This is a genomic window from Candidatus Pelagibacter sp. (assembly GCF_052049935.1).
In the GTDB taxonomy this organism is placed as follows: domain Bacteria; phylum Pseudomonadota; class Alphaproteobacteria; order Pelagibacterales; family Pelagibacteraceae; genus Pelagibacter.
This window is the reverse complement of record NZ_JBNGZA010000005.1, coordinates 70452-91587: the sequence shown is the minus strand read 5'-3', so window position 1 is coordinate 91587 and position 21136 is coordinate 70452. Positions and strand designations below refer to the sequence as shown.

The window sequence follows — 21136 nt, the reverse complement described above, 5'->3', positions numbered from 1 at the left end:
AATGTTAGAAAATATAATAGAAATTTTTATTCTATCTCTAATTCAAGGTGTATCAGAATTCCTTCCGATTAGTTCATCTTCACATTTAATAATTGTCTCAACGTTGTATGAGTTTAAATCTAGTTCTCTTCTAATTGATATCAGTCTTCACCTTGGTTCTTTGTTTGCAATATTGTTCTTTTATAAAACTGATATTTTTAATTTTAAATCAAATAAAAAATTTATCTCATTGATTTTTTTTGGTTCAATACCTTTAATCATATTTGGTTTTATTGTTTATATAACAGGTCTTATTGATCTTTTAAGAGACGTTAAGATAATTGCTTGGACAACTATTTCTTTTGGAATTTTATTATATTTTGCAGATAAAAATAAATTAGAATTATCAATGGATAAAGAATTACCAATCAAATCGATTTTTATTATAGGTTTGTTTCAAATATTATCATTAATTCCCGGTGTTAGTAGAGCAGGTATAGTTATTACGGGTGCAAGATTTTTAAAATACAACAGAACCGACTCTGCAAAAATATCTTTTTTATTATCAATACCAGCTTTATGTGGAGCTAGTGTTTTAAGTTTTAATGACATTCTAAAACAAAGTGTTGATTTCAATTATTTGGTTATTTTAGCAATAATCTTATCATTCTTTTTTTCATTCATTACAGTGAAGTTTTTTCTAAATTTTATAAAGAAATTTTCTATGAATATATTTGTTGTTTATAGAATTGCTTTAGGTTTGGTTCTGCTTTTTTTGATTTATTAAAGGAACAAGTTGTGAAATTAAAACTCCACACAAAATAAATATACAGCCTAAAATATTATTTATTTCAAGAATTTGACTCAAAATAATCCATGCAGCTATGGTTGCAAAAACTCCTTCTAAAGAAAATATAATTGCTGCAGGTGCTGGGGAAATATTTTTTTGAGCATAAATTTGCAAAACAAATGCAAAACCACCAGACAATACGCCTGCATATAAGATTGGTATAATTTCCTTAAGTATATTTTTTAAGATAAATTCTTCATATATTAAGCCTACAATAAAAGATAGTAATGCTACAATCATTGTTTGTGCAGCACCTAAAGTTAAAGGTAAATTAAATTTTTTAATGAATATATCAGTGTAAATGATATGAAAACTCCAAAATAGCGCTCCTAAAATTACTAAACTATCTCCAAGTCTTACAGTTGCATCAAAAAAATTAGTTAACAGATATCCTCCAATTAAACATAAACAAACCGAAGGCCAAACACTCCAATGAATTTTTTTCTTTCTAAATAGGAAAACTATAATCGGAACAAGTGGAACATAAAATATTGTAAAGAAAGCTGCATTTGCAACATCTGTGTATAACAGTGCGACTTGTTGCAAAGCTGAACCAAAAAATAATGAAAACCCAATTATAATTGTTAGTCTTAGTAGTAATTTTTTATCCTTCTTAAATTCAAAGCTATATTTTTTTGTTTCAAAGAGAAAAACCAATGGAAGAATAGCCAGAAAGCCTACAAAAAATCTTACAGCGTTAAATGTAAACGGACCAATATCATCCATTCCAGTGTCTTGGGCAATAAATGTTGTCCCCCAAATAAAGGTACACAATAAAGCGCTCAGTAAAGATATTGATTTAGACATTTAAACCGCAAGTTTATACGCGAAATTTTTACCAAGATTTTCTTTTAAATCATTATTGAATCTTGCTGCTTCAGCACCATCAATTATTCTGTGATCGTATGATAAAGAGATTGGTAGAATTGTTCTTGCTTCAAACTTTCCATTTATAAATTTTTGTTTTTTTTCTGCTTTACCAATCCCTAGAATGGCTACTTCTGGATAATTGATAATTGGAGTAAAAAATGAACCACCAATGCCTCCCAAACTTGTAATAGTCATAGATCCACCAAATAATTCTTTTTTATCAATTTTGAGATTTTTACATAATTCACCCAAATTTTTTAGCTCTTTAGCTATATTAGATATGCTTTTATTGTTAGCATTTCTTAATTTAGGTACCATCAAGCCATGTTTGGTATCAACAGCAATACCTATGTGAAAATATTTTTTTAAAGTCATTTTTCCATTTTCAATCTCATCAATTGAAGAATTAAAACTAGGAAATTTTTTTAGTGATACAGTTAGCGCTTTAACAATAAATGCTAATGGTGTTATCTTTTTTTTTTCTCCAGTATAAATGTCAGTCAATGTGGATCGAAAGTTTTCTAGTTCAGTTATGTCAGCTTCATCATGATTTGTTACATGAGGAATATTAGACCAAGAGTTTGACAGGTAAGTAGATGCTAATTTTTTTACTCGAGGAATGTCTTTTACCTCGATAGACCCAAACTCATCATGCTGAAATTCTAATTCTATTTTTTTATTTCTTTTATCTTCATAATGTAAACTGTTATTTCCTGATGAAATAAAATTCTTTATATCAGCTTCATCTACTCTTCCTTTTAGTTGACTACCTTTAATTAAATTAATATTAACACCTAATTCTCTCGCAAACTTTCGAGTTTTTGGTGATGCTAAAGCAATTCCGCCTTCTGTATTTATTTCTACTACCGAACTTGGTTGTATTTCTTTGATTTGTTTTTGAATTACTTTTTCCTCTTTTTTTACTTCAATATTTTTTGATGGTTTTTCATTAGATTTAGTATCTTTTTCAATTTGTAAAATATTGTCTCCTTCTGAAACTTTGTCACCTATTTTTAAGTTAAGCTTAATAATTTTACCATCTTCCGTGCTAGGAATTTCAACACTAGATTTATCACTTTCAATTGTTATTAGCGGATCATTTTTTTTAACTTCATCACCTTCTTTAACTAAAACTTCTATTACCTCTACATCTTTAAAATCTCCTATGTTTGGAACTTTAATTTCAGTTTGTGACATTATAATTTTGTTGGGATTTTTTTGTCTGGGTTTATTTTATATTTTTTTATCGCATCTGCTGCATATTTAGATGCAATAAGTTGTTCTTTAGAAAGCACACTTAAACCATATGCAACTATATGTTCTTTATCTACCTCAAAAAAGTTTCTTAAATTTTTTCTGGTATCACTTCTTCCAAAACCATCAGTTCCTAATGAATAAAAGCTTTTATTTACATAAGGTCTTATTTGATCAGAATTTGCTCTCATGTAGTCAGATGCTGCCAAAACAGGTCCTTCAGTCTTTCCAAGACATTTTTCAACATAAGAGATCTTTTGATTTTTATCAGGATTAAGCAGATTGTATCTTTCGGTTTCCATTCCATCTCTTCTCAATTCATTAAAACTTGTAACGCTCCAAATTTCACTATCTATTTGATATTCTTTTTGAAGAATTTCTGCTCCAGCAATCATTTCTCTCAAAATTGTTCCTGAACCTAAAAATTGAATTTTTGTTTTCTTATGTTTGTTAAATTCTTTTATTTTATACATGCCTTTCAATATTCCCTCCTCACATTCTTTATTTTTAGGAATAGCTGGATGAGGGTAATTTTCATTCATTGTAGTAATGTAATAAAAAATATTTTCTTTTTTTTCATGCATTCTTCTTAAACCTTCCCGGAAAATTACGGCTAACTCATAATGATATGTGGGATCATAAGAAATACAGTTTGGTATAGTTGATGCCATTAAATGGCTGTGCCCATCTTGGTGTTGTAAACCTTCACCTGCTAGTGTTGTTCTTCCAGCAGTAGCGCCAATTAAGAAACCTCTTGATTGACTATCAGCGCCAGCCCAAGCTAGATCTCCAATTCTTTGAAACCCAAACATTGAATAAAAAAGATATATAGGAATCATTTCAATATCATGATTTGTGTACGAAGTACCTGCTGCAATCCAAGATGACATTGCACCAGCCTCATTAATTCCTTCCTCTAAAACCTGACCACTTTTATCCTCTCTGTAAGAACTTAGTTGAGCAGCATCTTCTGGTTCATATTTTTGGCCTTCATGTGCATAAATTCCAATTTTTTGAAAAAAACCTTCCATTCCAAAAGTTCTAGCCTCATCAGGAATGATTGGAACTAATCTTGGAGCAACATTTTTATCTCTCAATAAACTTGTCAACATTCTAACCAAGGCCATTGTTGTAGACATTTCTTTTTCACCTGTTGATACTTTCATATTATCAAAAATATTTTTTGGAGGTGTCTTAATTATTTTTGCATAACTTGTTCTTTCTGGAATATATCCTCCTAATAGTCTTCTTCGTTCTTTTATGTATTTAATTTCAGGTGAACTTTCTTTAGGTTTATAATATTCAATATTTTTTACTTGTTCATCGGTCAAAGGAACATCAAACCTATCTCTGTAATACATTAAATCATCTATATCTAATTTTTTAGTCTGATGTGTTGTATTTACACTTTCTCCTGTTTTTCCCATTCCATAACCCTTAATAGTTTTTGTAATAATGACTGTTGGCTTACCATTACTTTTCATCGCTTTATCGTAAGCTGCATAAACTTTGTGTGGATCGTGACCACCTCTATTCAATCTCCAAATATCTTTATCTGACATACTTGAGACAAGATCTAATGTTTCAGGATACTTGCCAAAAAATTTTTCTCTCACATATGCACCATCTCTTGCTTTCATTGCCTGATATTCACCATCAACTGTTTCATTCATTGCTTTTACAAGATGACCAGATTTATCGTTTGCTAATAGTTGATCCCAATATGATCCCCAAATAACTTTAATTACGTTCCAACCAGCTCCTCTAAAGATACCTTCAAGTTCTTGAATAATTTTTCCATTTCCTCTTACGGGTCCATCTAGTCTTTGAAGGTTACAATTTACTACAAAAATTAAATTATCTAAGTTTTCCCTAGAAGCTAAACCAATTGCACCAAGTGATTCAGGTTCGTCCATTTCTCCATCACCTAAAAAAGCCCAAACTTTTCTTCCTTCATCTTTGATTAAGCCTCGATTAATCAAATACTTCATAAATCTTGCTTGGTAAATTGCCATCATTGGACCAAGACCCATTGATACAGTAGGGAACTGCCAAAAATTTGGCATTAACCATGGATGTGGATATGACGATAGTCCGCCAGGTTTAACTTCTTGTCTAAAGGAGTCTAATTGTTTTTCATTCAATCTTCCTTCAAGAAAAGCTCTGGCATACATGCCAGGTGCACTATGACCTTGAAAGTAAACTAAATCTCCTCCAAATTTATCATTTTTTGCTCTCCAAAAATGATTCATTCCTACATCGTAAAGCGTTGCTGCTGATGCAAAAGTTCCTATATGGCCACCTAGTTCTGGAAATTTCTTGTTAGCACGAACAACCATTGCGGCTGCATTCCATCTAATGAAAGATCTTATTCTTCTTTCAATATTTTGATCTCCGTTTGATTTTTTTTCCTCACTAACTGGAATAGTGTTTATATAAGGTGTGTTTTGCGTATATGGAATGTTTGCACCCTCCATATATGCTTTGTTGATTAATTCTTTTATAAGATAATGAGCTCTCTGATTGCCCTGTTTTTGTATCACAGCAGTAAGTGATTCTACCCAATCTTGTGTTTCTAAAGGGTCATTATCGCCCTCATTAATTACTTGAATAATCTCAGATTTTTTATTTTCATAATTATATTGATCAACATTCTCATTTTGATTTTTTTCTGAGACCGTAATTTCTTTAGAAATTGCTTTCTCCGCCTCCTGTATCAAACTTTCTGTGTTTTTAGGTATATCATTTTTTTTAATATTTTTGTTTTGAGAATTTACGGTTAACAAGATGTCTCCCTTGGATACTTTATCGCCAACTTTAATTTCAATTTTTTCAATTATTCCTGTTAATGTTGATGGTATTTCAACACTGGATTTATCACTTTCAATTGTTACAACAGGATCATTTTCATTAATTTGGTCTCCTTCTTTAACAAGTAATTCAATTACCTCTACGTTTTCAAAATCACCTATATCTGGAACAATTAATTTCTCAGTCATTTTTAAAGATTATATACACTGTAATTTTTAATTGTGTCTAAATTTAACATAATATGTACAATTTTCTGACATTCTTTGTCTTCAAAATACGATTATGATTAAAAACTTCATAAATAAATTAAGAAAGACAAACAATAACACTTTTGACGCTAAATTTTGGATACAAAAAAATTTATTAGAAAAAAAATATAAAACTATAATTTTTAGATAGATTATAATTATATTCTTTCAAGACACATTGCGATTCCCATGCCGCCGCCAATACAAAGAGCAGCACAGCCTTTTTTTACGTTTCTTCGTTTCATTTCATGTAACAAAGTAACTACAATTCTGGCACCTGAAGCACCAATAGGATGTCCTAAAGCAATTGCTCCACCATTCACATTTATTTTTTCATAATCTAAATTTAATTCACTAATGACAGCAATACTTTGAGCTGCAAAAGCTTCATTAATTTCAAACAAATCAACTTCGTGAATATCCCATTTTGCTTTTTTTACTGCTAATTTAATTGCATCTATTGGTCCCAAACCCATCAACGACGGTTCAACCCCTACAGAACTCCATGAAGTTATCTGACCTAAAGTTTCTAAATTTTTTGTTTCTGCAATTTTTTTTGTTGTTAAAACAACACCTGCAGCACCATCATTAATACCAGATGAATTACCAGGTGTTACTGTTCCATTTTCCTTAAAAACAGTTTTTAATTTATTTAAATCTTGAATATCTAGATTTATCCTAGGGTGTTCATCGATTTCTAAAATAATATTATTTTGTTCATCAGTGATTTTAATTAATTCATTTTTAAATAATTTTTTTGTAATCGCATTTTTTGCTTTATTTTGAGAATTTAGTGCAAATTCATCTTGTTCTTTTCTAGAGATACTATATTTCTGAGAAACATTTTCTGCGGTAACACCCATATGGTAATTATTGAATGCATCTATTAAGCCATCTTTTATCATAGTGTCATGCAATTGATTTTCATTAAATTTTTTTTCTTCTCTATAAAAAATTGAATGAGGAGCTTTAGACATGTTTTCCTGTCCACCAGCAATCACAACTTTAGAGTCGTTTAACATAATTGATTGATACCCAGATATTATTGCTCTTAATCCCGAACCACATACTTGATTAATGATATGAGCTGGTTTTGAGATTGGTATGCCTGCATTAACTGATGCCTGTCTTGCAGGATTTTGACCTTGACCAGCTGTTAAGACTTGCCCCATAATTACTTCATCAATTTCTTCAACAGATATATCGGATTGATCAATCAAATTTTTAATTACTTCTGTTCCAAGTTTATCTGCACTTAAATTCTTTAATGAGCCTTTATATGTTCCAATTGGAGTACGTAATGCTTTAACAATTACAATTTCATGCATCAATTTAAACCTATTTTCTAATAGTTTTAATATTAAATTACATTATAAAGAATGTGTACTAAATTAAAGAAAGAATTTAAAAGCGCCTGTAGCTCAACTGGATAGAGCGCTTGGCTACGGACCAGGAGGTTCTGGGTTCGACTCCTAGCAGGCGCACCATAAAAAATTATGTTTGATTGGTTATTAAAGTCATCACTACAAAATTCAGTGATATATTTTTTTGCAATTATTTTTTTAATTTTATTATTACTAACTTTTATACTTTAAAATACATGTCAAAAGATTTTGAACAAATCAGCACAAAACCTGGTTTTATGAAACATAATGGTGGTGTTCTATTTCGTAATATTTCTGAGAATAAATATGAATTTAAATCAATCATAAACGAAAATCACTTAAATGCAGCGGGAATAACGCATGGTGGATACATAGCAGCTTTAATTGATGCTGGAGCTGGCACAGCTGCTCACAGAGTTTCAGGTAATGCTCCCTGTGTAACAATTTCTTTAGAATTAAAATATATTGGTGCATCAAAAGTAGGTGATGAAATTTTAGGTACAGTTAACATTTTAAAAAAAACAAAAACTCTAGTTTTTTTAAATTGTGAAATAAAGTCAGCAGAATATACTATAGCTTCAGCAAGCGGTGTTTGGAAAATATTAAAAATAAAACCTTCAGACTTAGGTCCTGGCGGCTAATTTCTTTTAAAATACTGATAAATCAAAATTGGAAAAGATATAATTGATCCAATAATCATAGTTTTAAGACCTGGTGCTACAAAAAATAATGAACCAAATCCTATAATCCATTTTTCATATGAGTTAAGATTTTTTAAGAAATATCCAGTAAAAGCTATACCTAGTAAAGCTATACCAATTAATACTCCTACTAAAGTAATAATAAGTTCATTTATCTCAAAATCACCTGTAATCAATAACAATGAAGGTGAATAAACAAAAACGAATGGAACTAAAGCTTTAGCAATTCCTAGTCTAAAAGCTGTATTACCTGTTTGAAAAGGATTTGATTTTGCAATTCCAGATGCAGCATATGCAGCTAATGCAACAGGTGGTGTAATATCAGCTAAAACTCCATAATAAAATACAAAGAAGTGTGCAACAAGTGGTTCAATATTTAGTTGAGCTAAAGCAGGAGCAGCTACTGCAACCAGAATGATATAAGTTGCTGTGGTTGGTATACCAGCACCCATAATGATACATGAAATTGCAATTAATATTAAAGAAAAAAAAAGTTTTAATTGTTCAAAAGTGAAATATGAAATTGGCCAAATATTAGAAAAAAAATTACCAATGTCACCTGCTGTTTGAAGAACTACAAAACCCAATCTAAACCCAACACCAGTCAATGTAACTACACCAACGATAATTCCAACACAAGTTGCGGCTGCACCAACAGCTAAAGTATTTTTTGCACCAACTGATAAACAGTTCCATAAATCATTGAGATTTAATTTATTATTAGGTTTAATAAATCCAATTACCACACAGGAAATAATTCCATAAATTGCTGCAAAGTCTGGGGTCCTTCCAACTAAAATAAAATAAACTAAAATTATTAATGGAATTATTGATAGCCAATTATCTTTTAAAACTTTTAAAAGATTTGGTAGTTCATCATTATTAAGCCCTCTTAATCCTAATTTTTTTGCTTCTAAATGAACCATAATAAAAATACCAAAATAATGTAACAAGGCAGGTATTAAAGCAGCAGCTAAAATATCTTTCAGTGGTATCTCTAAATATTCAACCATTATAAATGCTGCTGCACCCAAAATTGGTGGGGTGATCTGCCCACCTGTGGATGATGCTGCTTCAACAGCACCAGAAAAGTGAGATGGGTATCCAACTTTTTTCATCGCAGGAATTGTTAGTGATCCTGTGGTAACAGTGTTTGCAATTGATGAGCCTGAAATTGTTCCCATAAATGCAGAAGAAAAAATTGCAACTTTTGCGGGGCCACCTGAGAATTTTCCAGCAATCAACATTGCTAAATCAATAAATAATTTCCCTAAACCAACTCTAGTTGCAAGGACCCCAAATAAAATAAAAAGAAAAACATATTGCGCCATTACACCTACAGCAATCCCATATACGCCTTGATTAGTAATATAAATGTGATTAACAAAGCCCAACCAACTAGTACCACCATGTTTTAAAGCACCAGGAGCATACGGACCAAAGATTGCAAACAATATAAAGATTATTGCTATTAGAGGTAATGTAAATCCTACAGATCTTCTTGTAGCTTCCAATGTAAGAACAATAAGTATTGTTCCCATAAGAACATCTATTTGTTCAGGATTTCCTACTCTTTGAGCTAAAATTTCTGATGGCAACAATGGTAAATATAAAGCAGATGCAACTGCTAAAATTGCAAAAATAATATCTAATATTGGAATATTTTGAATTTGAAAAAATTTTTTTTTATTTAAACGTTTTTTCCAACTAAAAAGTAGGAAAACTAAACCAATTACATAAGAAATATGAATGCCTCTATGCAATACTTCTCTAACTAGTCCAAAACCAGATGCCCAAAAATGATAAATGGACATAGAAACAAGTAATGAAACAATTATTAAGTTAAACTTTGGGCCTATTTCTCTAAATGATAATTGAGGATCATATTTTTTTTCAATTTCCTCTAATTCTTTTAAAGTTGAAATTTTGTTTTCCATATAAAAAACCCTGAGTTTTTTCAAACTCAGGGTTTAATATTAATTAACTTATTTTAATAAGCCAGCTTCTTTATAGAACTTTTCAGCGCCTGGATGTAACGGTACTCCAACACCAGATAGAGCTGTGTCTGGTGTAATTGTTTTTCCTTTAGCATGACCTACATCCATTAGTTTTCTTGACTCTTTATTCCAAAGAGCTTTTGTAATGTTGTAAATCAAAGTTTCATCTTCTTTAGCAGATGTAAACCACTGCGCACCTACAGCAACAGTACTTGTCGTACTGACATTTTCATATGTACCAGCTGGAATATCACTTTGTGAAAAGAAACCGTACTTATCAGTTAATTTTTTTGCACCAGCACCATCAATAGGAACTAGTTTTATTGCTACAGATGAAGCTAATTCAACAATTGCTCCTGTAGGAAAACCTGCAACAACAAATATTGCATCGACTTTTTTGTTTCTTAATGCATCAGTAGCTGCATTACCTTTTAAAGCTTCTGCTTTAACATCTTTTTCAGACATTCCATTAGCTTCTAAAATAAGTAAAGCATCAACATATGTTCCTGATCCCGGTTCATCTAAAGAAACTCTTTTACCTTTTAGATCTTTTACAGAATTTATTCCACTATCTTTCAAAGTAACCAAATGAATGTGTTCTTCAAATAAAGCTGCGATTGTTCTTAAATCTTTTGCAGGCTCTTTTCCTTCCATAGTTCCAGTGCCTGTATAAGCCCAATAAGCTACATCTGATTGAGCAAAACCAGAATTTCTCAATCCAGATATAATGGCATTTACGTTATCTACTGAACCTCTTGATGAAACGGCTGAAGCAATCAATCCATCAACTCCACAACTTCCGCCTTTGCCACATTCTCTTGATCCAGGAGGTTTAGAAATTGCGTTAGCAATCATTCCTCCAACTGGATAGTATGTATATGCAGTTCCTCCAGTTCCAATTGTAAAGAAAGTTAAATCATTCGATATAGCTTTTCCAACAAAAGATCCTGATAGTAATAAAACTACTGCAAATGTTTTAAATAAATTTTTAAACATAAATCTCCTTAATAGTTTTTTAATTTTTAATTATTCTACAGTTTCAAAAAAATTAATGTAAAAAAATATTAAATGAGAACATTTATACCTACGATTCGGCCATGTTTTAGTCTATTTTTGTTCTTTTTGACTAACTATATCTGGTATAAGAAAAAATAAGTATACCAAAGATAGAAAATGAAAAAAAATAAAATTACTGCAGTTCTAGGTCCTACTAATACAGGCAAAACCCATCTTGCAATCGAAACAATGCTTTCTTTTGAAAGTGGAATAATAGGTTTTCCGCTAAGACTATTAGCAAGAGAAGTTTATGAAAAAGTAATTAAAAAAATAAGTTTAGATAAGGTCGCTTTAATTACGGGAGAGGAAAAGATAATTCCACCAAATGCAAAATATTTTTTGTGTACGGTAGAATCTATGCCAATAGATAAGTTAGTAGATTTTGTAGGTGTTGACGAAATACAAATGTGTGCAGACCACGAAAGAGGTCATATTTTTACTGATCGTTTACTTAACATGAGAGGTGAAAAACTGACCATGCTAATGGGATCAAATACAATTAAGAATATCATCTCAAAACTAGATGATGATGTTGAATTTATAAATAGAGAAAGATTGTCAAAATTAACTTACGCTGGCCATAAAAAGATATCTAGAATTAACAGAAAAACAGCAATTATTGCTTTTTCTGCAGAGGAAGTTTATGCAATTGCTGAGCTTATTAGAAGACAAAAGGGAGGTGCGGCTGTTGTAATGGGGTCGTTAAGTCCAAAAACTCGAAATGCTCAGGTAGAACTTTATCAATCTGGTGATGTAGATTTTTTAGTTGCTACAGATGCTATTGGCATGGGTATTAACATGGATCTTGATTACGTTTATTTTTCAAACTTAAAGAAGTTTGATGGAAAAAAATTAAGAAAATTAAATTTATCTGAGATAGGTCAAATTGCTGGTAGAGCAGGCAGATATTTAAACAATGGAAGCTTTGGTATTACAGGTGAGTGCAAAGAGATTAGTGCAGAGGAAGTTGATTTAATTGAAAATCATAAATTTGAAGAAATTAGAACTTTATTTTGGAGGAATTCAAATTTAAATTTTAATAACTCATTTTCTTTAATTAAGTCTTTAGAACAAAAACCCTACCAAGATTGGTTAAGAAAAATTCATGAATGTGAGGATGAAAGGGCTTTAAAATTTTTTTTAAAAGACAAAAATCTAGAAAATGTAGATATGAACAAAAAAACTCTAAGTCTTTTATGGGAATGCTGTCAAATACCTGATTTTGTAAAAAAAACATACGGCAATCATTATGAAGTTATTGGAAGTGTATTTAAATTTTTAAATAGTGAAAAAGGAAAAATTCCCAATGAATATATGAGAATTCAGCTCATGAAATTAGATAAATTAGAGGGAAATGTCGATTCTTTATCAAATAGAATTGCAAATGTTCGAACTTGGTCTTATGTTTCGAATAAAAATAATTGGATAGAAAATCAAGATTACTGGATAGAAAAAACAAAAAATTTAGAAGACAAGTTGTCAGATAGATTACATGAAGAGCTTACAAAGACGTTTATCGACAAAAGAGCAAGTGTTCTTGCAAGAGGATTAAAACAGGATATGGAATTTAAAACAGAAATACTTCAAAATAATGATGTAAAAATTGATAATCATTATATTGGTAAAATAAATGGACTTAAACTTGAGTTGGACCTAAAACAAGGAGCTCTTGAGACAGATATAAAATCATTAAAAAAAGCTGCAAGACAGTCTGTTAGTCCAGAACTTGAAAAAAGAATAGACAATATAATTGAAACAAAAATCATTGAGCTTTCAAATGATACAAAAATTTATTGGAACAAGTTTCCAATTGCAAAAATAATACCTGGTAAAGATTATCTAACACCAAACCTAGAGATAATTGTTGATGAAATGTTAGAGCAAAAACAAAGGCAAAAGTTAATTGATTTTTTAAAGAAATGGTTAAGCGAAAAAATTAACTTTGAGTTAAAAAGTTTAATAGATCTAAGAAATATAAATCAAAAAAATTCTTCAATAAAAGCTTTGGCCTATCAATTGTATGAAAATAATGGTGTTCTTAAAAGAGATCAAGTTTCTGATTACTTAAAAAGTTTAGGACAAGAAGAAAGAAAAATTTTAAGAGAAATTGGAGTAAAATTTGGAAGATATCACATTTATTTATTTAAACTCATTAAGCCAGAAGCTGTAAAGTTAAGAACTTTATTGTGGAAAAATTTTCATCAAAAATACTTAAAACTAAATCCACCAACTTTTGGATTAAATTTTATTGAGGACAAAGAAAAACAAAATAGAAACTTTATGTTGTTGTGCGGTTTTGAAAAATTTGACAACTTTTTTGTGAGAATTGATATTCTTGAAAGATTATTCATGCAAATAATAAATGCAAATACAGAACAAAAAAAAGAGATTAGGGTTGTTCCAGAAATGCTAAATTTATTGGGATGTAATAAAGAAAACTTTGTAAGTCTTTTAAAAAAAATGAATTATGTTGTTACAAAAAAAGATGAGGAATTTTATTTCAAATACAATCCATATAAAAATAGAAGAAACTTTAATAAAAAAATCATCTCTAAAGAAAACCCTTTCAACATTTTAAAAAATTTAGATTTAAACAGATAATGTTTTTTAAAAAAGAAGATAAAAAAGAAAAAATTCCTCTAAGTAAAATTGGTTCTTTGTTGATACACGCGGCTAAAATAGATGAACATTATTCTAATGAAGAGGAAGAAATAATAAAAAAAACACTTATTTCTCTGGGAGCAAAAAAAGAGGATATTGATTATTTAATTGAGATTTCAATTAAAGAAGAAGAAAATTCAAATCAAATACTTGAATTTACAAAACAAGTAAAAAATTTACCTGAGATAGATAAAACTAAGATTATCGAAGCACTATGGAAAATAATTTATTCAAATCAAAATGCTGATATTTATGAAACAAATTTAATGAGAAGACTTGCTGGTCTTTTATATATTGACAGTAAGACAATGGGGAGTATTAAAGAAAAAATCAAAAAGGAATATTCTAAATGACTTACATCGTTAATGATAAATGCATCAAATGTAAATTAATGGATTGTGTTGAAGTTTGCCCTGTCGACTGTTTTTATGAAGGGAAAAATATGCTTGTAATTAAACCTGATGAGTGTATAGATTGTGGCGTTTGTGAGCCTGAATGCCCTGTTGATGCAATTAGGGCGGATACAGAACCAGGTAGCGAAAAATGGTTAGATTTGAATAAGAGGTATTCTGAAATTTGGCCTAATATTAATGAAAAAAAAGATCCACCTGAGGATCATGAAAAATTTAAAGACGTAAAAGACAAATATGAAAAATATTTTAAAGAAAATCTTGAATAAAAAATCATCAAAAAAAGTAGTTAAAAAAACAAAAGTAAAGGCTAAATCAAAAGCAAAAAAAGTTGTCGCTAAAAAAATAAAAAAAACAAAAAAAATTTCAAAATTAACCCCTAAAAAGTCTGTAAAAAAAACTGATGAAAAAATAGTGAATAAATCTTCAAATGGATTAAGAATCTCAAAATCTAATGAGGTAAAACCAGAAATAAAAAAAGTTAAAAAACAAGAAACTGAAAAAAGAGAATTTAAAATTAAAGATTATGTAGTTTATCCAAAACATGGTGTTGGACAAATTACTGAATTTAAAAAAATAAGTATTGGTGGAATTGACGTTGAAACATATGTAATCAAGTTTGAAAAAGATAAAGCAAATGGAATGGTACCAGTAAACAAACAATCTCACCTAAGACCTCTTGCAACAATTAATCAAGTTAATAAATGTATTTCAATTTTAAAAAGTAAGCCAAAAATCAAAAGATCTATGTGGAGTAGAAGAGCACAAGAATATGAGGCAAAAATTTCATCTGGTAAAATATATGAATTGGCCGAAGTGGTAAGAGATCTAAATAAAGGCGACGATCTAATGGTAGATCAATCTTACTCGGAGAGACAGTTATTTGAGAAAGCTTATGAAAGAATGCAGTCTGAATTCCAAATCATATTAAACTTATCAGCCGAAGATACCCAAAAAAAACTGGATAAGGCTTTAAAAAGAAACACGGGAGTTCAACCAAAGCCTGAAGCAACTGAAAGTAAAAGTTCTACTGTAAAAATGCCAATGGAGGAACCTATTGGTGATGAAGAAGATCCTATAGAAGAATAAAAAAAAACGCCTCTCACACGTAAATCGTTATGAGAAGCGTTTTTGTTTAAGAATACTAAGAGACTATCTTCTTCTCTTTTTAGCCTTCTTCTTAGCTTTTTTCTTAGCTTTTTTCTTAGTCTTCTTTGCCGCTTTTTTTCTTTTCTTAGGCATCTTTAGCTCCCTTTTTTAAATTAACGAATCAAAATGATTCGCTCTTAAGTTATTTTTATTTTTTTATAACACCTATGTCAATTGTTTAATTAAAACCAAAATTTTAAAAAAAATTTTTTTTTTTAAAAATTTTTTTTTTTTTTTATTTGTAGAAAAAGTAAGTGTTTATGCGAATAATAACTTATTATTTTAATAAAGTTTTTCTAATTGTTCTTTGTATTTTTTTATTATCTTAAATCTTTTTAACTTTAATGTTGGTGTCATCATTTCATTTTCAATTGTAAATTGATCTTTTATAACTAAAAATTTTTTAATCATTTCAACTTTAGATAAATTTTTATTTACTATTTCAATTTCTTTTTGGATTAATTCATTATTTATTTGATTGTGTTGTTCTTTATTTAAAACAATTAATGCTACTAAATATGGTTTTCCGTCACCATACACTAAAGCTTGTTCTATAAAATTGATTTTTGTTAAATCATTTTCAATTTTTATTGGAGAAATGTTGTCACCTCCTGGTGAAATTAAGATATCTTTTTTTCTATCAGTAATTTTTAAAAATCCATCTTCTATAACACCAATATCTCCAGTATATAACCAGCCATCTTTTAAAATTTCTTTAGTTTCTTTTTCTTTCTTATAATATCCTTGCATTACGTTTTCTCCTTTTACAAGAATTTCTCCATCCTCTGCTATTTTAACCTCATTTCCTGGAAAAGGAGGACCAACTGTTTCTATTCTAATATCATGAATTGGATTACAGCTTACAACAGGTGACGTTTCAGTGAGTCCATAACCTTGTAAAGTTGGCAATCCTATTGAATTTAAAAATAAACCAACCTCTTTATCTAGGGCTCCTCCTCCAGATATAAATGCTTTGAGCGATCCTCCAAATTGCTTCTTTATTTTTTTTCTTACTAATATTTCACATAAAAAATTTTGAATTTGCTCTCCAAAATTCAAATTTTTTATTTCTAATTTTTTCTTGCCAAGATTTATTGTTGCATTAATTATTTTTTTTTAAATCCTTCCGCTTTATTAAAAGTTGAATTAATTTTTTGATATAAATTTTGGTAAAATCTTGGAACGGCTGTCATTATTTCAGGATTACAGTCACTCATATTTTTTATCAACTTATCAATACTTTCTGCGTAAAAAACTTTTGCACCAACAGCCATTTGGACAAATTGAACTGTATGCTCATATGAATGTGATAATGGTAACCAAGTTAAAAAGTGTGGTTTAGGGGAAATAAATTCTTTTAGTAAAGTATAGGCTCCTTCACAATTATTTAATATTCCTCCGTGACTTAACATTACCCCTTTTGGATCACCTTGCGTTCCTGAAGTATAGATTATACATGAAGTATCTTTTCTTCTAATATCTAAATTTAAAAAATTTATCTCCTTTAAATTATTCTCTGCAAAAATTGAGTTAATACTTTCTATTTTAATTTCTTTATCTTCTATTTGATCAAACGAAATTATTTTTTTAATAAAATCATTATTTTTAATAAGATTTTTTATTTTTTTAAATAATTCATTATTAGAAACTAATATTAGTGATGGTTGGCAATCATTAATTATATATTCATAGTCTCTTTCTGTGTATGTAGTATAGGATGGTACTGTAATCCCTTTTGATAACATTATAGACAAATCAGAAATCATCCATTCTGGCCTGTTTTCAGAAATCAATAAACATCTGTCACCTTGTTGTATTATTGATGAAATTTTAGAAGAAAGTTTGATTACTGATTGGAATGTATCTTCCCATGAGAAAGATTTTTTTTGTTTAAGAGATGTTAAAAAAATCTCACTTTTATTGCTTAATTGATACTGCGTATAAAATAATTCTAAAAGATTATTTAATCTATTTATATTCATAAGTAATGGTGGGCGAAGAGAGAATCGAACTCTCACTTCTTGCGAAACACGATTTTGAGTCGTGCGCGTCTACCAGTTCCGCCATTCGCCCTTTTTAAATCTAATATAATTAATATAAATAGTATAAGAAGAATTTTTATATTAAAACAAAAAAAATGCTTAATTCATTATACAAAAAATGCTTAGAGCTAGCTGCTCATAAAAGTTCAAAATTTTTTTTAGGACTTGTTTCATTTATTGAGAGTTCTTTTTTTCCAATTCCGCCAGATGTGATGATTATTCCAATGGTTTTTTCCAGAAAGAAAGAATTTTTTAAAATTTTTTTAATCGCTACTATTTTTTCAGTATTAGGCGGAATTTTTGGATATTATATTGGATCATTCTTTTTTGATTTTGCTACTCAAATAATCAGTTTGTATGGGTATGAGGAAAAAATGATTAAAATTAAAAATGATTTAAGTGAAGGCGCAGGTTTTTTTGCTTGGCTAGGAATTTTATTTTTAGCTGGTTTTACCCCATTACCATACAAAGTTTTTACAATTGCTAGTGGTCTTGTTGGGTTTAATCTATTCGTCTTTATAATTGTAAGTATCATTTCAAGAGGTTTAAGATTTTTTATAATTTCGTATCTTTCTTATAAATTTGGGCATTTATTCACTAAATTTATGGAGAGCCATGGTTCGAGGTGGTTCACTATGATTGGGGTTGTTTTAGTTTTTATATTCGCAGTTGTAATATACGTTTTTAAACATACATCTTAGACAGATGGTAAAAAAAATTTATTTAAGTATTTTAATTATTTCAATATTAACTTTAACCTCAGCTTATTTCATTGAGTATTTTTTGGGTTATCAACCATGCAGTCTTTGTTTGTTAGAAAGAATTCCTTACGCATTAAGTATAATTATAATTTTAACTAATTTTAAAATTAAATTTAATGATAAACATACAATTTTAGTATTAATCGTTATTTTTGTTGTAAGTACTTTATTATCAATTTATCATTTTGGAATTGAACAAGGGTTAATTGAAGAGTCTTTTGTATGTAGCACAAAGGATAATCTAAATTTAAACAAGGAACAATTGCTCCAAGAGCTTCAAAAAATGAATATTAGCTGTAAAAATGTGGCATTTACTATATTTGGTTTATCATTAACAACTTATAACATATTACTATCTGTAATCATTTCTGCTACTTTAATTAAAATTTATGCAAAACAAAAATAAAACTGACCAAAGAAAATTAAAAGAATTTATTAGAGTAGATCATGCTGGAGAACGTGGTGCTGTTAAAATTTATGAAGGACAATTGTTAGCCTTAAACACCGTTGTAAAAGATGACAACTTAAAAAAAATAATAGAAGAAATGAAAGTTCATGAAAAAGAACACTGTGAATTTTTTGAGGAGGAAATAAAAAAAAGGAATATTCAACCAACAAAATTATTACCATTATGGGATCTTCTTGGTATTGGTCTAGGATTTGGTTCTACAATTATTGGAAAGAAAGCTGCAATGTTATGTACAGCGTCAGTTGAAGAGGTAATCGATAAACATTACTTAGATCAAATAAATCAACTAGGTACGGATGAAGCTGAATTAAAAAAGAAAATAAAAAAATTTAGAGATGATGAACTTCATCATAAAGATATAGCATATGAAAAAGGAGCAACTAAAAAAGGTCTTTATTCTTTAATGGATAAAATAATTAAAACTGGATCTAAAATAGCTATAAATATTTCAGAAAAAATATAACTTTAACTTTCTAATTCAACATCCCAATACAAATAGTCCATCCAGCTTTTATGAAGAAAGTTTGGAGGAAAATTTTTTCCATTTTTATGAAGATCTTCTGTCGAGGGCCTATACGGATGTTGGTTTAATTTCATTCCTGAGAATTTCAAAAGTTTTCCACCTTTTTTAACATTACATGTTGAGCAAGCTGTAACAACATTATCCCAATTTGTTTCTCCACCTTTTGATCTTGGTAGCAAATGATCAAAAGTTAGCTCTTCTTTACTTCCACAGTATTGGCAAGAGAATTTATCTCTTAAAAAAACATTAAATCTTGTGAAACTTGGTTTTGCTTGAGGTACTATATAATCTTTTAAAGCAATGACACTTGGTAGCTGCATACTAAAAGATGGGCTTCTAATTTCCCTATCATATTTACTTACGATAATTACTCTATCTAAGAAGACTGATTTCACTGTGTCCTGCCAAGACCATAATGATAAAGGGTAATAGCTCAGAGGTCTATAATCTGCATTTAAAACTAATGCAGGACATTTTTCTAAAGAAACATCTTGTTCTATAAAATTCATATTAAAACCATAACTTAATTAAAAATTATTTTCAATATGACTAAAATATTAAATTTTTTTTAAGATGTAATTTAATGCTAAACTTGAAGCCTCAATTGGTATATGATGTCCACAATTTTTTACCATGTGTGACTCTACATTAATTTTTTCTCTTATCAGAAAATCTTTTGCTTCTAATAAAAATGTAGGTGAAACAATATCATCTAATTCACCATGAATTAAAAAAACATCTGTTAAATTTTTAATTCTCTGTTTTAAATCATTCTGATTTATTATTTTTCCTGAAAAACCAACAATGGAACTAAATTTATCTTCAGAAGTTAGTCCCACATTTAAAGACATCATACATCCTTGGCTAAAACCTGATAAACATATGTTGTTATTAATTAAATTATATTCTTCTTTAACTTCATTTATAAACTTTTTAAGTATTTCTTCTGCTTTTTTTGTTTCTTCCAAAATATAGTTTGGGTCATCTTTTGTTAAATCAAACCATTGATATCCAGAGGGATTTATTTCACAAGTTTCATGTCCATTTGGACATATAAAAATTGTATTAGGCAAATGACGTTTCCAATTTAAAGATAACATACTAATATCATTTCCATCTCCTCCATAACCATGAAGTAGTATTATTGCATTTTTTATTTCTTTTTCTGGCTTGATAATTTTAGATTTTAGGCAAAATGTCATAGTTAAAATAAATTGTTTTATATTTTTTTAAAACAATCTAAGATAATTGTAAATGATATCTGGAGTTCTTGCTAAAATTATTTCAATCACCTTACTCATCGCTGTCGGTGTAGTATTAATATTAGGAATCGGAACTCTTTTTAAAGGTGGTAACACAAGCAAAAAATATTCTAACAAATTAATGCAATTGAGAGTTCTTCTTCAATTTATAGCGATTTTGGTCTTAGTTGGTTTTGCTTATTTTTTTAAGAATTAATTATATTTAGACAACCAATCAACTATACTTGGATCTTCAAAATCAACTATTCCTATTATTCTAGCAAACTCTTCACCATTTTTGTTCACAAGCACAGAAGTTGGAACACCCCTTAAAGATAATTCTCTTGCAAGGTTTATTTTTGGATCAAAATATGCCTCTAAATTTTTTATGTTTAGATCCTTAAAAAACTCTTTAGATTTTTCTATACTGTCGTTACCTACATTTATTGGAAAGATCTCAATATTATTTAGTTTTTTATTTACTTTAAGTTTGTCCAAAGATGGCATTTCTTCTTTGCATGGTGCGCACCAAACAGCCCAAAAATTTAATAATACAAATTTTCCTCTAAATTCATCTAAATTAATTCTTTTATTTTCTTGATCAAAAAAATATAGATTATCATACACTTTTAATTCATCATTAATGACTATGTTTTTTGATGGTGTGGTTTCAGTAGCTACTGCATTTGCAAGTAAAAATATATATAGTATTAAAATTCTCATAATTAA

At 29.1% G+C, this 21136-nt stretch carries 19 protein-coding genes, 2 tRNA genes and 1 pseudogene; 11 read left to right on the top strand and 11 right to left on the bottom strand.

Annotation, left to right across the window (positions count from 1 at the left end; translation table 11 throughout):
• Position 1 precedes the first annotated feature (1 nt).
• Complete coding sequence (locus ACTT90_RS03710; protein WP_440937497.1) at positions 2-766, top strand: undecaprenyl-diphosphate phosphatase; 765 nt, start codon at positions 2-4, stop codon at positions 764-766.
• On the opposite strand, the gene ACTT90_RS03705 is transcribed toward ACTT90_RS03710, so the two are convergent.
• From ACTT90_RS03705 to ACTT90_RS03690, 4 genes are all read right to left on the bottom strand, one after another.
• On the bottom strand, positions 734-1636 hold the full coding sequence (locus tag ACTT90_RS03705) for a DMT family transporter (protein ID WP_440937496.1): 903 nt from the start codon (positions 1634-1636) through the stop codon (positions 734-736). The two genes, ACTT90_RS03710 and ACTT90_RS03705, sit on opposite strands and share 33 nt — an antisense overlap.
• Complete coding sequence (locus ACTT90_RS03700) at positions 1637-2896, bottom strand: 2-oxo acid dehydrogenase subunit E2 (RefSeq protein WP_440937495.1); 1260 nt, start codon at positions 2894-2896, stop codon at positions 1637-1639. It lies immediately after the preceding gene.
• Positions 2896-5952, bottom strand: coding sequence for a pyruvate dehydrogenase (acetyl-transferring), homodimeric type (gene aceE, locus ACTT90_RS03695; protein ID WP_440937494.1), 3057 nt, complete (start codon positions 5950-5952; stop codon positions 2896-2898). Before aceE ends, ACTT90_RS03700 begins: the two co-directional genes overlap by 1 nt.
• A gap of 218 nt (positions 5953-6170) precedes the next feature.
• On the bottom strand, positions 6171-7340 hold the full coding sequence (locus ACTT90_RS03690) for an acetyl-CoA C-acetyltransferase (protein WP_440937493.1): 1170 nt from the start codon (positions 7338-7340) through the stop codon (positions 6171-6173).
• Between the two features lie 82 nt (positions 7341-7422).
• Between ACTT90_RS03690 and ACTT90_RS03685 the strand changes: the two genes are divergently transcribed.
• Together ACTT90_RS03685 and ACTT90_RS03680 are read left to right on the top strand one after the other, a co-directional pair.
• Positions 7423-7499: transfer RNA gene (locus ACTT90_RS03685), tRNA-Arg, on the top strand.
• Positions 7500-7612: 113 nt separating this feature from the next.
• Positions 7613-8038 (top strand): PaaI family thioesterase, encoded by a 426-nt coding sequence (locus tag ACTT90_RS03680; RefSeq protein ID WP_440937492.1) that lies wholly within the window; start codon positions 7613-7615, stop codon positions 8036-8038.
• Here the strand turns inward: ACTT90_RS03680 and ACTT90_RS03675 are convergent.
• Both ACTT90_RS03675 and ACTT90_RS03670 read right to left on the bottom strand, forming a co-directional pair.
• Entirely contained in the window at positions 8035-10035 is a 2001-nt protein-coding gene (locus ACTT90_RS03675; RefSeq protein ID WP_440937491.1) for a TRAP transporter permease, read from the bottom strand. The two genes, ACTT90_RS03680 and ACTT90_RS03675, sit on opposite strands and share 4 nt — an antisense overlap.
• A 48-nt stretch (positions 10036-10083) precedes the next feature.
• Positions 10084-11091 carry a TAXI family TRAP transporter solute-binding subunit gene (locus ACTT90_RS03670; RefSeq protein WP_440937490.1) on the bottom strand — a complete coding sequence of 336 codons (1008 nt, stop codon included), beginning with the start codon at positions 11089-11091 and terminating at the stop codon, positions 10084-10086.
• A gap of 177 nt (positions 11092-11268) precedes the next feature.
• Between ACTT90_RS03670 and ACTT90_RS03665 the strand changes: the two genes are divergently transcribed.
• From ACTT90_RS03665 to ACTT90_RS03650, 4 genes are read left to right on the top strand one after another with little or no spacing between them, the layout of a single operon-like run.
• A complete protein-coding gene (locus ACTT90_RS03665) occupies positions 11269-13752 on the top strand; it encodes a helicase-related protein (protein WP_440937489.1) in 2484 nt (827 codons plus the stop codon).
• A complete protein-coding gene (locus ACTT90_RS03660) occupies positions 13752-14165 on the top strand; it encodes a TerB family tellurite resistance protein (RefSeq protein ID WP_440937488.1) in 414 nt (137 codons plus the stop codon). Before ACTT90_RS03665 ends, ACTT90_RS03660 begins: the two co-directional genes overlap by 1 nt.
• Complete coding sequence (gene fdxA / locus ACTT90_RS03655) at positions 14162-14491, top strand: ferredoxin FdxA (protein ID WP_440937487.1); 330 nt, start codon at positions 14162-14164, stop codon at positions 14489-14491. Before ACTT90_RS03660 ends, fdxA begins: the two co-directional genes overlap by 4 nt.
• Complete coding sequence (locus ACTT90_RS03650; RefSeq protein ID WP_440937486.1) at positions 14460-15311, top strand: CarD family transcriptional regulator; 852 nt, start codon at positions 14460-14462, stop codon at positions 15309-15311. Before fdxA ends, ACTT90_RS03650 begins: the two co-directional genes overlap by 32 nt.
• 342 nt (positions 15312-15653) lie before the next feature.
• On the opposite strand, the pseudogene ACTT90_RS03645 reads toward ACTT90_RS03650, so the two are convergent.
• Together ACTT90_RS03645 and ACTT90_RS03640 are read right to left on the bottom strand one after the other, a co-directional pair.
• Positions 15654-17353: pseudogene (locus ACTT90_RS03645) on the bottom strand (AMP-dependent synthetase/ligase).
• 6 nt (positions 17354-17359) lie between these two features.
• Positions 17360-17444 (bottom strand) — tRNA-Leu (locus ACTT90_RS03640).
• Between the two features lie 64 nt (positions 17445-17508).
• On the opposite strand from ACTT90_RS03640, the gene ACTT90_RS03635 reads away from it, so the two are divergent.
• The 3 genes from ACTT90_RS03635 to ACTT90_RS03625 are packed head-to-tail and all read left to right on the top strand — an operon-like array spanning position 17509 to position 19106.
• A complete protein-coding gene (locus ACTT90_RS03635) occupies positions 17509-18114 on the top strand; it encodes a YqaA family protein (RefSeq protein WP_440937485.1) in 606 nt (201 codons plus the stop codon).
• Positions 18115-18118: 4 nt separating this feature from the next.
• Positions 18119-18580 carry a disulfide bond formation protein B gene (locus tag ACTT90_RS03630; protein WP_440937484.1) on the top strand — a complete coding sequence of 154 codons (462 nt, stop codon included), beginning with the start codon at positions 18119-18121 and terminating at the stop codon, positions 18578-18580.
• Positions 18564-19106 carry a demethoxyubiquinone hydroxylase family protein gene (locus ACTT90_RS03625; RefSeq protein ID WP_440937483.1) on the top strand — a complete coding sequence of 181 codons (543 nt, stop codon included), beginning with the start codon at positions 18564-18566 and terminating at the stop codon, positions 19104-19106. Before ACTT90_RS03630 ends, ACTT90_RS03625 begins: the two co-directional genes overlap by 17 nt.
• A gap of 2 nt (positions 19107-19108) precedes the next feature.
• Here the strand turns inward: ACTT90_RS03625 and ACTT90_RS03620 are convergent, their stop codons facing one another.
• Complete coding sequence (locus tag ACTT90_RS03620) at positions 19109-19675, bottom strand: HNH endonuclease (protein WP_014953867.1); 567 nt, start codon at positions 19673-19675, stop codon at positions 19109-19111.
• Positions 19676-19723: 48 nt separating this feature from the next.
• Positions 19724-20368, bottom strand: coding sequence for an alpha/beta hydrolase (locus tag ACTT90_RS03615; RefSeq protein ID WP_440930889.1), 645 nt, complete (start codon positions 20366-20368; stop codon positions 19724-19726).
• Positions 20369-20420: 52 nt separating this feature from the next.
• Between ACTT90_RS03615 and ACTT90_RS03610 the strand changes: the two genes are divergently transcribed.
• The gene (locus ACTT90_RS03610) at positions 20421-20624 is read left to right on the top strand and encodes a twin transmembrane helix small protein (RefSeq protein WP_440937482.1); all 204 of its coding nucleotides are present in this window, start codon (positions 20421-20423) and stop codon (positions 20622-20624) included.
• Here ACTT90_RS03610 and ACTT90_RS03605 read toward each other — a convergent pair.
• Positions 20621-21130 carry a TlpA family protein disulfide reductase gene (locus tag ACTT90_RS03605; RefSeq protein WP_440937481.1) on the bottom strand — a complete coding sequence of 170 codons (510 nt, stop codon included), beginning with the start codon at positions 21128-21130 and terminating at the stop codon, positions 20621-20623. The two genes, ACTT90_RS03610 and ACTT90_RS03605, sit on opposite strands and share 4 nt — an antisense overlap.
• Positions 21131-21136 lie beyond the last annotated feature (6 nt).

Coding starts and splice junctions, on each gene's coding strand:
- fdxA (WP_440937487.1), top strand. CDS start 14,162: ATGACTTACATCGTTAATGATAAATGCATCAAATGTAAATTAATGGAT.
- ACTT90_RS03650 (WP_440937486.1), top strand. CDS start 14,460: ATGAAAAATATTTTAAAGAAAATCTTGAATAAAAAATCATCAAAAAAA.
- ACTT90_RS03675 (WP_440937491.1), bottom strand. CDS start 10,035: ATGGAAAACAAAATTTCAACTTTAAAAGAATTAGAGGAAATTGAAAAA.
- ACTT90_RS03620 (WP_014953867.1), bottom strand. CDS start 19,675: ATGAATTTTATAGAACAAGATGTTTCTTTAGAAAAATGTCCTGCATTA.
- ACTT90_RS03615 (WP_440930889.1), bottom strand. CDS start 20,368: ATGACATTTTGCCTAAAATCTAAAATTATCAAGCCAGAAAAAGAAATA.
- ACTT90_RS03660 (WP_440937488.1), top strand. CDS start 13,752: ATGTTTTTTAAAAAAGAAGATAAAAAAGAAAAAATTCCTCTAAGTAAA.
- ACTT90_RS03680 (WP_440937492.1), top strand. CDS start 7,613: ATGTCAAAAGATTTTGAACAAATCAGCACAAAACCTGGTTTTATGAAA.
- ACTT90_RS03605 (WP_440937481.1), bottom strand. CDS start 21,130: ATGAGAATTTTAATACTATATATATTTTTACTTGCAAATGCAGTAGCT.
- ACTT90_RS03705 (WP_440937496.1), bottom strand. CDS start 1,636: ATGTCTAAATCAATATCTTTACTGAGCGCTTTATTGTGTACCTTTATT.
- ACTT90_RS03670 (WP_440937490.1), bottom strand. CDS start 11,091: ATGTTTAAAAATTTATTTAAAACATTTGCAGTAGTTTTATTACTATCA.
- ACTT90_RS03700 (WP_440937495.1), bottom strand. CDS start 2,896: ATGTCACAAACTGAAATTAAAGTTCCAAACATAGGAGATTTTAAAGAT.
- ACTT90_RS03610 (WP_440937482.1), top strand. CDS start 20,421: ATGATATCTGGAGTTCTTGCTAAAATTATTTCAATCACCTTACTCATC.
- ACTT90_RS03665 (WP_440937489.1), top strand. CDS start 11,269: ATGAAAAAAAATAAAATTACTGCAGTTCTAGGTCCTACTAATACAGGC.
- aceE (WP_440937494.1), bottom strand. CDS start 5,952: ATGACTGAGAAATTAATTGTTCCAGATATAGGTGATTTTGAAAACGTA.
- ACTT90_RS03625 (WP_440937483.1), top strand. CDS start 18,564: ATGCAAAACAAAAATAAAACTGACCAAAGAAAATTAAAAGAATTTATT.
- ACTT90_RS03710 (WP_440937497.1), top strand. CDS start 2: ATGTTAGAAAATATAATAGAAATTTTTATTCTATCTCTAATTCAAGGT.
- ACTT90_RS03630 (WP_440937484.1), top strand. CDS start 18,119: ATGGTAAAAAAAATTTATTTAAGTATTTTAATTATTTCAATATTAACT.
- ACTT90_RS03635 (WP_440937485.1), top strand. CDS start 17,509: ATGCTTAATTCATTATACAAAAAATGCTTAGAGCTAGCTGCTCATAAA.
- ACTT90_RS03690 (WP_440937493.1), bottom strand. CDS start 7,340: ATGCATGAAATTGTAATTGTTAAAGCATTACGTACTCCAATTGGAACA.